Origin of the sequence: Mycobacterium bohemicum DSM 44277 (genome assembly GCF_001053185.1) — a bacterium.
Taxonomy (GTDB): domain Bacteria; phylum Actinomycetota; class Actinomycetes; order Mycobacteriales; family Mycobacteriaceae; genus Mycobacterium; species Mycobacterium bohemicum.
The window spans coordinates 164,338-177,649 of record NZ_CSTD01000001.1 but is presented as its reverse complement, the minus strand read 5'-3'; the positions used below and the strand labels follow the sequence as shown (position 1 = coordinate 177,649).

Below are 13,312 nucleotides of genomic sequence, written 5' to 3'. Positions count from 1 at the left end.
TAGCCGTCGATGCGTTGAGCGCCAGGTCCTAGTGGCCCGCGTTGCGGGCGAGGTCGATGGCGTACTGGTTCACAAACGTGCCCGCCGGCGGATCGCCTTTGTCGCATGTCCCGTCGGATTCACCGGGACGTTTGATCCACAGGTAGGCGTCGGCGTGTGCACCCGCGGTGGCGGAGGTGGGCGGAGTGCCCAGGGCCCGGCCGCTCGGGTTGCACCAGTTGAGCGCGGAGTCGGGCGCCGGTCCGGCGCCGTTGCGCGACGTGTCGACGACGTAGTGCGAACCGTTGGTGAGCCCCGAAATCGACTCGCCGTAGCCGATTTCGTCCGCGGTGGTGAAGAAGTTCGCGGTGTTGACGCTGAAGCCCCGCGCGTGCCCGACACCGGCGTTGTTGAGCCGGGCGGCCATGTCCTCCGCGCTGTGCCAGCGCAGGTGACCGGCGTCGACGTAGACCGCGGCGGCCGGATTCCGGGTCAGCGTGTCGACGGCGTAGCGGATCAGGTCGTAGCGCTCCTGGCGCTGGTCGGCCGACAGGCAGTCGGCCATGGCGAGCGCGTCGGGTTCGACGACGATCGCCGCGGGCGAGGCGCCGACGTCGGAGGCGATGCCGTCGATCCAGGCGCGGTAGTCGCTGCCCGTCGCGAAGCCGCCCGCCGCGAAGCTCCCGCAGTCGCGGTGCGGGATTCCATAGAGCGCCAGCACCGGGATGGCACCGGCCGCCTGCGCGTCGCCGGTGTACTTCGCGACGGTGGCCGCCGACGAGCCCGGGACCACCCAGTAGGCCTGCGGCGTGTTGGCGATGGCGGTCAACTCGGGGCTGGGCGGGTTGGCCTGCTGTGCGGCACGCATGGCCGCCGAGGCGGGATTGACGTAGAAGGGCATGCCCGCCAATGGGTTCGCGTCACTGGTCAGGCGGACCGCCGGCGCGGGACGGACATCAGCGGGGTTGGCCGCAAAACCCATGCCGGCGATGGCCGTGACAGCCAGGACTGGAGCGATCCACCGCGCGACACCGCGGGTAGCTGAAAACATCACCTGAGGGAAACTAGTGCTCCCGCGCAGCGAGCGCCAATTGCCGGGGCGCTAGCTCGGGGGGCGCTAGGTGACGATCCCGACCGGGCGCCGCCCCGGCTTCTCGGCCCGCCATTGACGCACCGCCGCGATCGCCGTGTTGAGCCCGCGGCGCCGTCCCGTCACGCGGTCCGTCGCGGCGTAACCGGGCTCGAGTTTGGCGAACATCCGCTCGCTGCGGGTTTCGGGCGCGTCGTCGGAGGTGTCGCGCAGGTAGGAGTTCGGCAGCGACAGTTTGGCGATCGTGCGCCACGTCTTGCCGTACTGGACCAAGAACGAGCCGGTGGTGTACGGCAGGTCGTACTTGTCGCACAACGCGCGCACCCGCAGCGAGACCTCGTGCAGCCGGTTGCTCGGGAGATCGGGGAACAAGTGGTGCTCGATCTGATAGCACAGGTTGCCGCTCACGAACCGCAACACCGGCCCGGCTTCGAAGTTGGCGCTGCCCAGCATCTGCCGCAAATACCAGTGGCCCTTGCTTTCACCGATCATGTCCGTATTGGTGAATTTCTCTGCGCCGTCGGGGAAATGGCCACAGAAGATGACCGCGTTGGCCCAGACGTTGCGGATGACGTTGGCCACCGCGTTCGCCTTCAGGGTGGACTTGAACGTCGCCGCGGGCGACAGCGACGTCAGCGCGGGGAACGCGACATAATCCTTGAACAGCTGTCGGCCGGCCTTGGTCGAAAATTCACGCGTCTGCACGGCGGTGGTGTCGCGCTCCGGGCCGGGCTTGAACAACTTTTCCAGGTCGACGGTCTGCAGGCCGATGCCCCACTCGAACCCGAGCGCGAGGACGGCGTTGTACAGCAGGTTGCCGAGGTTGTAGGGCTCCCACGGCTGGTCGCGGGTGACGCGCAGGATGAAGTACCCGACGTCGTCGTCCATGCCCAGGATGTTGGTGTACTTGTGGTGCTGAAAGTTGTGGGCCGAAATCCAGTGCTTCGACGCCGCGCTCATGTCCCACTCCCAATTCGAGGAGTGGATCTCGGGATCGTTCATCCAGTTCCACTGGCCGTGCATGACGTTGTGGCCGATCTCCATGTTCTCGATGATCTTGGCCAGCCCCAGCGTCACGGTCCCCGCCCACCAGGCAGCGCGTTTCGAGCTACCGGCCAGCATCAGCCGGCCGGCCAGATCGAGCACGCGTTGCGCCGCGACGGTCCGCCGGATGTAGCGGGCATCGCGCTCGCCCAGTGAGTCCTCGACTTCCTCCCGGATCGCGTCCAGCTCAACGGCCAGACTCTCGATGTCGGCCTCAGCCAGATGGGCGAAGGCTGGAACGTCAGTGATCGCCAAGGTTCCTCCCCTTTACGTTCTTCGGTGTCTGCACCACTCCCCCAACGGGCCGCGCGGCCTGCGGGTTCCCGCCTGGCGGCGAACTTACGCAATCCACAGGTCCGACCCGCCGAAGCGAGATGAATTGCGCCGCAATATGGTTCGCCGAACCAGTATGTTGGCACGACGAGGCGGGCGGCGGCTCACTACACGATAAGCGCCAGTCCCGTTGTTGGGGCTTCAGGCTCGACGGTGTGTCTGGCCGCGATGCCTGACGGCAATCGGCGAGCGGTTGTGCGATCGCCGATCATGATCCCGTCCATCATCGCACAGATTCGGTGCCGCAGCGCCGTGAACGCGCGTGGACGGTGGTGGGCGACGGCGATCAGGGCGGCGCGTGGGATGTGACGCGCAACACCTCGTGGGTCGCGCGCCTCGCATATGCGTTGAACGCGTCCAGCTTGAGCATGCGGGCCAGCGAAACCTCCGGCGAATAGCTGCGGGCGAATGCCGGCTCGTGCGCGGCAACGTCGGCCGGCCCTGAATTTTGCTTCGGTCAGATCACCATGCGCGGCGCCACGGTGTTTCGGGCCGATAACGCCCTATTCGGAAAGTCAGCCCAGTCCGATGACGCAAATGCCGGCACGCTTCAGATTGCATGATAATGGCAGTCCATTCCGACGAATTTTGAAGCTGTTTCACAGCCAGGCGGACTATTATAATTGACAGTGACGACCTGCCATCGCGGCGTCTCACCTCGCACTGCAGTTTGTGGAGGTCTTCCAAGATCGAGTCTTTCAATTGAGTCCGATATAACGAGAGGAGATAGAGCTATGGTCACGCACAGGCGCTATAGCCTATTCATGGGCTCAGCGGCAATAAGCTGCCCACTTCTGGTGGCCGGGATCTTCTGGGCCGGCTCAGCGCGCGCTGATGCCGGCTCTTATCTCGCGGACCTGCACAGGGCAGGGATCCACGAGGTCGGCGGCGATTCGGCACTGTTGGACACGGGCCAGAAATTATGCGTCCAAGTAAGTTACGGCGTTTCTTCCGAACAGCTAAAGACATTAGCTCTGCAACGCTCCGAGGCCGTGCAGGGCGGTCGTGGACTCACCCAACAGCAAGCCGACGAACTCGTCAACTACGCCATAGCCGACCTCTGTCCGGACTATTAGTCCGGCGTGACGGAATTAAGGACGAAAACTGTCTCTTATCGCACCGCGACGCGGCGATCGAGCACGCAAATTATGAGCGTTCGCGGGCGGGAAGTTACCGCAGTGAGTGCCGCCCCCGCTGCACGGTCCTGAAACAAAGCGTTCCATTTTAGGTGTCGGCATGTACCGGTGCGGCGACGCAATTTCGTGGTGCACACGATAACTCACATGAGTGCGAATTCTATCGGCCCACGACCTTCCATCGTCGGCGGTATTTTTTGGTTGTCGCCGTGCACGAGTACGGCGTCAGCGCCCTTGCATCGACGCAGCGGCATCGCGAATCCGCGGCACGCTCCAGCTCAGTGGTAGCGCTTTGAGCGCAAAGCTTTTTGACGGAAAGGTGATCTCCGGGGTGTAGCCCGGGGGGAGCCGGAAGTCGGGGATCTGCGTGAGCCATTCGCCGATGATGATGGTCAGTTGAAGCCGTGCCAGGTGGGAGCCTAAGCAGCGGTGCGGGCCGCCGCCGAATCCCCAGTGCCGGTGCACCTTTCCGTCCATGACCAGCTCGTCTGTCGATGTCGCGTCGGTGCCGTCGCGGTTGATCGCGGCTGTGCACAAACGCACCGGTGTGCCGGGGGGAAGCGTCATGCCGCCCACCGTCACGAAGTCGGTGGTGACCCGGGCCGCCAACGGCGCCGCCGGCTCAAGCCGGACGATCTCTTCGATGAAAACCTTGATCTGCTCGGGTTGGTCGCGAAGCTCTGCGCGTAGCCGCGGTCGGCGCGCTAATTCAAAGAGTGAGAACCCGATCGCCGCGGCGACCGTGTCCAGGCCGGACAGGACGAGCAGGTGGCTCATGCCGAGCAACTCGAGGTCGGTAAGCTCGCCGGGACCGGTCATCACCTGGGACAACATGTCGGAGCCAGGGCTGCGCCGACGTTCCCGGATGGCCTCCATGAAATAGGCCAACATGTCGTTGCCCTCGGGCTTGCCGTGCACCGCCGCGTCCTTCCAGCCGATCACGCGATCCCGGTCCTCACGCGGGAGCCCGTAGAGATCCATGAAGACCTGATACGGGTAGAGGCGTGCGAATTCCGCCATCACCTCGCACTCGCCGCGGCGGGCGAGGGCGGTGATCATTTCAGCGGCGTGGCGCTCCATCACGGGCAGGGATCTGCTCAACGCCTGCGGGCTGAAATGCGGTTGCAGGACTTTTCGGTAGCGGGTGTGCTCGGGGGGGTCGAAGGCCGAAGGCAGCACCGGAACGGGGCTGCCGGGCGGCTGCAACGCCAGGTGCGCCGAGAACAAGTTGGGTTGGCACAGTGCAGCCAGCACGTCCTCGCGGCGCGTCAGGTAATAGGCGCCGTTCATGAACACGACTGGCCCGGCGTCGCGCAACGTCTTCCATCCGACGCCACGGTCTTGTGCTATCGGTAGCGTCGAATGTTCCATCCTGGGGAGGTGGAACGCGGCAGGCTGTCCCTTGCCGCAACTGTCACCTGAGTCTTGTTGCCCGGTATCGGCTTCTTGCGTAACAAATTTCATTGCCTTCTCACCTGCGATGCGAGGGGTCGAGCAGGTTGAGTCGTGCTGGTAACCATGACTGTTCTCCGCAGAATTGGCGTAACAAATCGACCGGAGCTCCGGGTGGTCTGCACGTTCGGGCGGATGACTCGGTCCGTCACCGCTGCACGGTGATTCAGCGCGAACACACTCAGATCGCGTGCATGCCCTTGGCCCATCGGAGCCGCAATGTCAAGGAAAGTCGTTGTGCGCGTTGGCCTCACAGGGCCGAGGCAGACGGCACAACAGCGCGCTGAAGGCTCAGCAGCGCAGCAGGCCGAGCCTGGTCAAGATATCGCGATCAACGCGAGCGGGCTCGGATGCCGCTTGGGCTCCGTCTGGTTGAAATTTTGACGCGGCAAACGACGCCGGTAACGCCAACCAGCCCGAGTGCGGCGCCACGTCGGTCCAACCGGTCGGTCGGCCACGCGTCATCCACATGCTGTGGAATGGCTTCTTATTCGTCGAGCCCGGTGACAAGCCGTGGTCCACACGGCTGATGGGTTGGGCATGTTGCACCTGGCCGGCATGTAGTTGGACAGCGCCGCTCGCATGGGTCCACACCGCCGGCTCCGGCAGTGCAGCCGCTGCCAGCTGGGGACGCAACGAGGATCCGGCGATCAGGGCAACGAAGAGGCTGACCGCAGCGACAATCGCGACGGCCCGCTGCCGTCGCCGAGTCCTACCAGCGGCGCTCCCCAGGTTCACGATGGACAAAATTTACGACCGATTGCTTGAACATCGGTCCACGCAACCTGTGAAAACGATCAAAGTTTGTTGTGTTGTTGCGGCGTAAAGTTCAGGCCTAAATCGCTGCCGCGCTCCGGCGGGACGCGCGGTGGTTCGGCGATGGTTACCAGCGCACCGCCGGAACGCACCAAGGACGCGGAGCGCCTGAGGATTTCGCCGCCGAGCACGTCGAATAAGCCCCTGCCGCGCGGTCAGTCCGGAAATCGGCAACGCCGCGGCCACCGTGTGGTCGATGTCGGCGGATAACGGCGCAAGGATGCGCGGTCACTTGCGACGATCGCTTGCACGCTGAATTGCACCTCCGATAGCCGTTTGCTCAACCGCTTCGTCGTCAACAGTTCGCGCCGCTCGTTCGAGATGCTTGTCCGGTAATCAGAAGCATGGTGACCTGGCCCCGAGCGAGGCCGGCGCAGCCCGAACCGGCGCCATCCGGGGAGCGCTGTAACGGCGTGCATGTCGGCCTTCCGATTCCTCGATCCGGTGAATACAGTTAGCGGTTCCGGTCGCCCGTCGATGGGAGCTGTCGATGTCAACTTCCCTGTTCGCAGCACCTGAGGCTTTGGCCGCAGCCTCGGCGGATCTGAGTGGAATCGGGGAGGCGATCAGCCAGGCGACGGCGTCTTGGGCGCCGGCGACCACCGACATCGCCGCGGCGGCCGCCGACGAGGTGTCGGCGGCGATCGCGCGGCTGTTCGGCACCTATGCGCAGACGTATCAGGAGCTCGGCGCCCAGGCGTCGGCCTTTCAGCAGCAATTCGTGCGGACGCTCGGCGCCGGGGCGGGCACGTACGCGGCCGCGGAGGCCGCGAACGGATCGTTGCTGCAGACGCTGCTGGAAACCCCGCAGCTGCAGAACCTGGAGCAGAGCCTGCTGGCCGAGGTCAACGGGCCCTCGCTGGCGCTGACCGGACGACCGCTGATCGGCAACGGAACCAACGGCGCGCCCGGGACCGGGGCCGACGGGGGCGCCGGGGGGTGGCTGGTCGGCGACGGCGCGGCGGCAACGGCGGCAACGGCGGCAACGCCGCCAGCCTCGCGCTGCTGGGTGGCCCGGGAACCGTGGGGACCGGCGGGCTGCTGCTCGGCAGCAACGGGATCCCCGGATTGCCGATGAGCCAGAACCTGCTGGTGAACCCGGGGTTCGAAATCGCCGACCCGTCCGGGTCCGGCTACAGCTCGGTGACCATTCCGGGCTGGACGGTGACCGGCACCCCGACCGTGATCGCCTATGGCACCGCGCGCGGCTATCCGGGGCCCTTTTCGATCCCGGACCTGCCCGGCTTCCTCAGCTTCCCCGGCACCGCGCCCCCGGGCGGCGGCAACAATTTCGCGGGCGGCGGGCCCGTGGCCACCTCCAGCATCAGCCAAACCGTCAACCTCCTTGCCGCATCCGGCCAGATCAACACGGGCACAACGCCTTACACGCTGAGCGGCATGCTTGGCGGCTATCTCTTGGACCCGTCCTCCACTTCGGTGCAGGTCACCTTCCTGAGCTCCGGAGGATCCGTTCTGGGCACCGGCTCGCTGGGGCCGGTCACCTCGCTGGATCGCTTGGGCGTCACCGGGTTTCAGGCACGCGACATCTCCGGAACGATCCCGGTGGGCACCACCTCGGCGGTGGTCACGGCGACGTTCGCCGACCACGACCCTGTTCTGGGCAACTACAACAACGCCTACGTCGACAACCTGTCGTTCACCGTCGGCGATCCAAGCCTCACCGCGGCGCCGCTCACCCCACCGGTGTCCAACGTGGGCCAGCTCGATCACGTGTTCCTCATCTACATGGAGAACCACGGCGTCGGTGACATTCTCGGCAGCCCCAACGCGCCGTATATCAACTCCCTGATCAACAGCTACGGATACGCGAGTAATTACTACGCGCTGGGCCACCCCAGCGACCCCAACTATTTCCGGATCATGGGAGGGTCGGACTTCGGCATCGACTACAACCCGTCCCCGAACTCCATCAACGCGCCGAGCCTCATGCAAGAAATGGATCAGAATGGCGTGAGTTGGGCCGGCTACGCGCAGAGCATGCCCTACCCGGGCGACATCGTGTCGTCGGGCGACTACGCCGTCGACCAATTGCCTTTCGCGAATTTCAGCTACGTCTACAACAACAGCCCCGCCTACCTGCAGACGCATCTTCTCCCCCTCAGTCAACTGAGCACCGATCTCCAAAACCCGAGCACCGCACCGCAATTCGCGTGGCTGGCCGCCAACGAAGCGAACAACATGGAGGGCCCGATCAATTCGCCCACCGCCATCGCCAATTTCGTTGGCAGCCAACTCACCACGCATCAATACAACGTTTCCGCCGGAGACCAGTTCGTCCAGCAACAGGTGTCGACCATTGAGAGTTCGCCTACCTGGACTGACCCGACGGAGAAAGACGTGATCATCATCACGTGGGACGAGGACTACAACAACCTGTCACTGGGCATCGGCAACCAGGGCAACAACGTTCCGATGATCGTCATCCCGAACCAGGGAGCCGTGACCGGGGGGATGCAATCCGGCCACTTCGTCACCAACAGCTACTACGACGAGTACAGCCTGATGGCCACTATTGAAGACGCCTTGAGTCCGACGCCGGGAGCCTTGGCCCCGCTCACGGATAACGACATGTACGCCCAACCCATGAACGATTTCTGGACGTAATGGCCGGCCGCGGTTAGCGCGGAAGCACACGGAGGTTGTGCAAAAGTTTCGCGGAGTGGCCATGCCGCAACGGATACACCGCGTTACATGTGGTCGCGCCCGGGTATGCCAGGTTGAGACCCGCTTTGGGGGCCGCAGACCTTGACCACAGCGCAGCGCTCGGGAGGCGTGATGAGGAAGTCCGATCGACCCGGCCGCGCCCGCGGCATCACTCGGCCAATCGGTGGCCCGGGGTTCGGGAGTGTGGGGGCGACGCTCCGCGCAGTCGCGGTCCTCGCCTTGGTGTGCTTTGTCGCGGGATGCGGCGGGGGCCATCAGGCGGCGGCGCCAAAGCAGACAGGGGCGACGAGCCAGCCGTCGCTCCTGGTGTCCCCGTTCGCCATCACGATTGAAAACAACACCTTCTCCCACCTAAACGTACCGCCGGCAACGCAAGTCAGGGTGCTCAACAGAGACGACGTCGAACACACCGTCACGTCGGATGCCCCGGGCCTGTTCGACGTGCACGTGGCGCCCCGCAGCGAAACGGTGTTCATCGGTCCCGACAAGCCCGGCACCTACCCGTATCACTCCGCAGATCAGCCGTCGATGCACGGCGAACTGGTTGTCGACCAGACCGGGCGGTAAGCCTCAACCTTCAACTGTCCGAGCCCAGTACAGCGGCGAGTTTCGTCATGAGTCGGCGATGAGGATCGACGCCACAGTTTGCTAACAGGTTGATACCGATTGATGCAGAGCAGGTTTGGGCCCCCACATTGAGGCACGATGTGCCCAGTACAAGTGTCGGCAGCACGATGCGGGGAACAGCCCCGCGCGTGGATGCGCACAACAGGGAGAGCCATGAAATCCATGAAATCGGTTGCCGTCAGCGCGGCGGCACTGGCCGTCGTTGGCGGTGGCGCCGCCGGGCTGATATCCAGCGCATCGGGCATTGCACCTGCGGGCCCCCCTCAGGTTCAACTGGCCTCCGTGGGCGCTCCCCTACCGCAGGACCCGCAACCCGCGTCGACAATGCTCCTGCCGACCCCTGGCCAATTGACCGATATCCTCAATAACCTGTCCAATCCCGGCGTGTCGTATTGGACCAAAGATGGTCTGGTCGAGGGCGGCATCGGGTCAGGCGAGGGCCACCAGATGGATCACGAGCTGCGAGTGGCCTACCGGAACGGGCAGCTGCCGTTGTCGTTTGTCGTCTCCAACATCCAGCAGAACGGTCCGACCACGGTCATGTCCGATGTGGCCGTCTCGGGTCCGAAGCTGAGTGCCCCGGTTACGAAGCCCCTCATGTTCGTTAATCAGAACGGTAACTGGGTGTTGTCAAGCCCTTCCGCGACCATGCTGGTGCAGGCCGTCGCCGGGAACTGAATCCGGCTTTTCGGTGACGGCCTGTTCAATGGGGTGATCGGTGGGCGGGCGAGATACGAGCGGGTCCCACGTGCTCCTTTGTGCAACTGACGGCAGTTGATGGTTACTCCCGCGCAGCAGGGTAATCCGTTCGGGCGCAGCGTGTTCGACTGTTGATCGGCTGGCTGCTATCGGGTGCGCTGCGGACTGTGCGCGGGCAGGATTTGCTGCTCGGTGCGCGTCGGACCGTCTCAGCGTTGGTCGCTACGGTCTCGATAGAGTCGATAGAGATTCACTGCCGCCAAGAACATGACGAACAGTGGAATGAACGGGGGCTTTATCCCTAGGGGTAGCACCTTTGCCGGCACTTCCGGCTGCAGGTGCACGTAGGTCGCAATCCCCATGTTGACGACGAGCCCGGCTGAGGCAACGAACACAACCGGGCCATGAAAATTCGAGAACTTCTGCCTGAAGCAGGCCGGCAAAAGCAGACCCAGGCCGATGGCCATCTCTCCGATTTTACCCATCGGAATGCTCAGTCGCGGCAGGCCGCTCTGGGTTATCTGGGTATCGAACATCGTGCGAAATGGTTCAAAATACTTCAAGAACCCGAACAAGAACATGAACACGCCCAGGAAGATCGAGTTTAATCTCAAGACCTTGTCATCTTCTACCTGCATCATAAGTTCCTCTCATCGTGTCAGCCCTGACTCGGACTGCCGCCTGGCAGATATACGCGCCACTTTCCCCGGCCGAAGCCGGTTATCGCGACGAAGTCGGAATGCACCGCGGACCGTGATAGTTCAACGGGCTGTTCGTGCAACCGCCGACGCCGGGAGGTTCCAGCGGGAGAACGGCCGGCCACTGTTGAGGCGCGGCATCGAGATCATCCTTCCAGAGTGATTGACGACTCGGCCATCATGCGGCGAAAAAAGTGGACCGACAATTCCAATTAGGCTGATCTGCGGTCGCGGCGTCGAACGAGCGCGGGTGACGGCGCGCGGAGCGGTGACTGGAGTCCCCAAGCGCGTCAGCATCGACAGCTGGTCCCGGACGTCGCTGGTTGCTTAAAGTTCGCTGTGAACATCGCTTACAGTCTGCTGTGAATGCGGCGACCACGCCCCCTCCACTCACCCGGGTCCGGGACAATGCCACCCGGGGGATGCTGATGGCTTCCAGCCCCGGGCTGGCCAGGCGCCGACAGGTGGGAGTTACGCATGCCAGCTGGTGTGGTCGGCGGGATCGCGATTCGCGGTCGTAACTGCCGCGCTCGCGGGGCATTCGGGGGCGCCGCCAAGGTCCGGGCGAGAGATTGCGCAGACCGCCGGGCGGGCAACGGCCATCGTGACGGGCGCGATGTTCATCTGGCTGGTGCCACCGCGGTCCAGCGCGGGATTAGTCACTCTGGCGACCCCGTAATTCTACGTCCGCATTTGCAGCGCGGCTTTCACGGCGATCGCGGGGAATCGGAACACGCCACCGTAACGACTGTCACGCGATAGTCCGTTCCCACCCACTCATTTCCATCATTCCGTCATGGAGTCGGCTGAATGCTGCACGAATTCTCGCGGCACTTCTCCCCACCGTGTCAAGCCGCTGTTGAAAGAGCTCACCCATGCAAGAGAATCTGACCGTTCCGACCGAGAAGCCTCGCAATGGCCTGGCCGGGCTCAAACATTGGCGCTATGACCTTCGCTCGGGTCTCGCGGTGGCCATGATCTCGATACCGTTCTCGATGGGAATCGCGATCACCTCGGGCGCGCCGGCGATCTGCGGGATCACGTCGGCGATCATCGCCGGTTTCATCCTGCCGCTCCTGGGCGGCTCGTACGTCACCATCAGCGGCCCGGCCGCGGGACTGGCGCCGGCCCTATTCGCTGGCATGGTCACACTGGGAGCCATCCGCCTGGGCGGAGGCACCTCGAAATCCGAGTTGCTCACGGTGGGATACCCCCTGGTTCTGGTGGCCATCGCCATCGCGGGCATCTTGCAAGTGATCCTTGCCAAGCTGAAGGTGGCGCGCCTGAGCGCAATCTTCCCCGCCGCGGCCATCCAGGGCATGCTGGCCGCGATCGGCCTGATGATCATCGCCAAGCAGATCCCACTATTCATGGGAGTGAAATTCGAGGCCCACGAATTCTGGGCCATCCTCGGCGAAGTGCCGCGCCACGTCGAGTCGATGAACCAACAGGTCTTCGACCTCGGAATCGGTTGCCTGGCGGTGCTGTTCGTGCTGTCGGCCCTGCCCGGGCGGATGCTGAAGATCCTCCCGCCTCCGGTTTGGGTGTTCGTCGCCGGCACGTTCGTCGGCACATTAATCCTGAAGCTGGACAAGCAGTACTTGATCAACGTGCCCGGTTCGCTGCTGCACGGGGTCGTCTTCCCCCGCTTCGGCGAGGTGTTCGCCCACGCCACCCTGTGGATCCCCCTCGCCTACCTGGTGGTCACCCTGGTCTTGATCGACGGGACCGAGTCCCTGGCAACCATCGCGGCAGCGGACAAAATCGACCCCTATCGCCGCCGGTCCGACCCGGACCGGACCTTGCTGGCCATGGGTGTTTCCAACGTCGCATCGAGCATGCTCGGTGGCCTGACCATCATCCCCGGCATGGTCAAGACCACGGCGAACGTTCTGGGAGGCGGCCGAACCCAGTGGGCCAACTTCTACAACGCCTGCTTCCTGCTGACGTTCCTGCTGCTCGGCCGCGACCTCATCGACATGGTCCCGTTGACGGTGCTAGCCGCCATCCTGGTCTTCATCGGCTACAACCTGTGCAAGCCCGCGCTTTGGCGCCGGGTCGCGCAGGTCGGGATCGAGCAGTTCGTCGTCTTCACCACCACACTGCTCGTGACGTTGACGACGGACCTGCTCATGGGTATCGCCGCGGGCATCGTCTTGGAACTGCTACTGAACCTGTGGTTGGTGGGCCTTTGGCACAGCCTGCGCAACGGCTCGCAATCCGCCAAACCGAATCTTGCCTCCCGTTTCCTGAGTCTGTTCCGCAACCCGGTGTCTGAACGGGAATTCGATGGCGGCACCTACCACTTGTACTTGGATGGGCCGCTGGTGTGCTTCAACCTATTCCACGTGATTCGGGAGCTCGGGCAGCTTCCGGACGATACACGGGCGGTACATCTCCACTTGAGTTCGCGCGTGCCTCTCGTCGACCACACCACAGGTGAATCGCTCCGTTATTTCCTGGAGGAGTTCCGCGGCCAAGACCAGGGTCCGACGCTGGTGATCGAGGGATGGGACCACATGCGGCCCCTGTCCAAACACGAGACAAGCACACGAATTGCCCTGGCCAGCCTCGAGGAGATGGGAGCCCCTCAGGCAACGGATTGACACTGGCGCGGCTTCGACGCCGCACCATTCGTTCACCCGTGGCCAGTAGCCAGCGCCGAGTGCCGCTGTGCGCCAATGTCATTCGTGGCGCATGGACTGTTTGGGATGAGCCCCGGATACGGCGCCGTGAAGAACTGATCACCACCG

10 protein-coding genes and 1 pseudogene are annotated in these 13,312 nt (G+C 64.0%); 6 read left to right on the top strand and 5 right to left on the bottom strand.

What is annotated here, in order from left to right:
* Window positions 1–28 precede the first annotated feature (28 nt).
* Both BN971_RS00845 and BN971_RS00840 read right to left on the bottom strand, forming a co-directional pair.
* Window positions 29–1,033 carry a glycoside hydrolase family 6 protein gene (locus BN971_RS00845; RefSeq protein WP_085179070.1) on the bottom strand — a complete coding sequence of 335 codons (1,005 nt, stop codon included), beginning with the start codon at window positions 1,031–1,033 and terminating at the stop codon, window positions 29–31.
* Between the two features lie 63 nt (window positions 1,034–1,096).
* A complete protein-coding gene (locus tag BN971_RS00840) occupies window positions 1,097–2,368 on the bottom strand; it encodes a fatty acid desaturase family protein (protein WP_085179069.1) in 1,272 nt (423 codons plus the stop codon).
* 875 nt (window positions 2,369–3,243) lie between these two features.
* Between BN971_RS00840 and BN971_RS00835 the strand changes: the two genes are divergently transcribed.
* Window positions 3,244–3,522, top strand: a complete 279-nt coding sequence (locus tag BN971_RS00835; RefSeq protein ID WP_372511885.1) for a DUF732 domain-containing protein — start codon at window positions 3,244–3,246, stop codon at window positions 3,520–3,522.
* 285 nt (window positions 3,523–3,807) lie between these two features.
* Here BN971_RS00835 and BN971_RS00830 read toward each other — a convergent pair whose 3' ends face one another.
* Complete coding sequence (locus tag BN971_RS00830) at window positions 3,808–4,953, bottom strand: cytochrome P450 (protein ID WP_245836490.1); 1,146 nt, start codon at window positions 4,951–4,953, stop codon at window positions 3,808–3,810.
* Window positions 4,954–5,885: 932 nt separating this feature from the next.
* Window positions 5,886–6,075 (bottom strand): annotated as a pseudogene (locus BN971_RS00820) (hypothetical protein); the annotation flags it as partial.
* Between the two features lie 265 nt (window positions 6,076–6,340).
* Here BN971_RS00820 and BN971_RS26205 point away from each other — a divergent pair.
* From BN971_RS26205 to BN971_RS00800, 4 genes are all read left to right on the top strand, one after another.
* Window positions 6,341–6,928, top strand: coding sequence for a PE family protein (locus BN971_RS26205; protein WP_139027021.1), 588 nt, complete (start codon window positions 6,341–6,343; stop codon window positions 6,926–6,928).
* Window positions 6,874–8,475 (top strand): alkaline phosphatase family protein, encoded by a 1,602-nt coding sequence (locus BN971_RS26400; protein WP_428978052.1) that lies wholly within the window; start codon window positions 6,874–6,876, stop codon window positions 8,473–8,475. The genes BN971_RS26205 and BN971_RS26400 overlap by 55 nt, the downstream gene beginning before the upstream one ends.
* Before the next feature lie 171 nt (window positions 8,476–8,646).
* Entirely contained in the window at window positions 8,647–9,102 is a 456-nt protein-coding gene (locus BN971_RS00805) for a cupredoxin domain-containing protein (protein WP_090349719.1), read from the top strand.
* Between the two features lie 213 nt (window positions 9,103–9,315).
* Entirely contained in the window at window positions 9,316–9,840 is a 525-nt protein-coding gene (locus BN971_RS00800; protein WP_085182887.1) for an MTB12 family secreted protein, read from the top strand.
* Between the two features lie 230 nt (window positions 9,841–10,070).
* Here BN971_RS00800 and BN971_RS00795 read toward each other — a convergent pair whose 3' ends face one another.
* Window positions 10,071–10,499: a hypothetical protein gene (locus BN971_RS00795; protein WP_139027020.1), complete on the bottom strand. Its 429-nt coding sequence runs from the start codon at window positions 10,497–10,499 to the stop codon at window positions 10,071–10,073.
* 935 nt (window positions 10,500–11,434) lie between these two features.
* On the opposite strand from BN971_RS00795, the gene BN971_RS00790 reads away from it, so the two are divergent.
* Entirely contained in the window at window positions 11,435–13,165 is a 1,731-nt protein-coding gene (locus BN971_RS00790; protein ID WP_085182889.1) for a SulP family inorganic anion transporter, read from the top strand.
* Window positions 13,166–13,312 lie beyond the last annotated feature (147 nt).

Excerpts from the sequence above, each read along its gene's own strand:
- BN971_RS00830 (WP_245836490.1), bottom strand. The coding sequence starts at position 4,953 with ATGGAACATTCGACGCTACCGATAGCACAAGACCGTGGCGTCGGATGG.
- BN971_RS26205 (WP_139027021.1), top strand. The coding sequence starts at position 6,341 with ATGTCAACTTCCCTGTTCGCAGCACCTGAGGCTTTGGCCGCAGCCTCG.
- BN971_RS00805 (WP_090349719.1), top strand. The coding sequence starts at position 8,647 with ATGAGGAAGTCCGATCGACCCGGCCGCGCCCGCGGCATCACTCGGCCA.
- BN971_RS00800 (WP_085182887.1), top strand. The coding sequence starts at position 9,316 with ATGAAATCCATGAAATCGGTTGCCGTCAGCGCGGCGGCACTGGCCGTC.
- BN971_RS00795 (WP_139027020.1), bottom strand. The coding sequence starts at position 10,499 with ATGCAGGTAGAAGATGACAAGGTCTTGAGATTAAACTCGATCTTCCTG.
- BN971_RS00790 (WP_085182889.1), top strand. The coding sequence starts at position 11,435 with ATGCAAGAGAATCTGACCGTTCCGACCGAGAAGCCTCGCAATGGCCTG.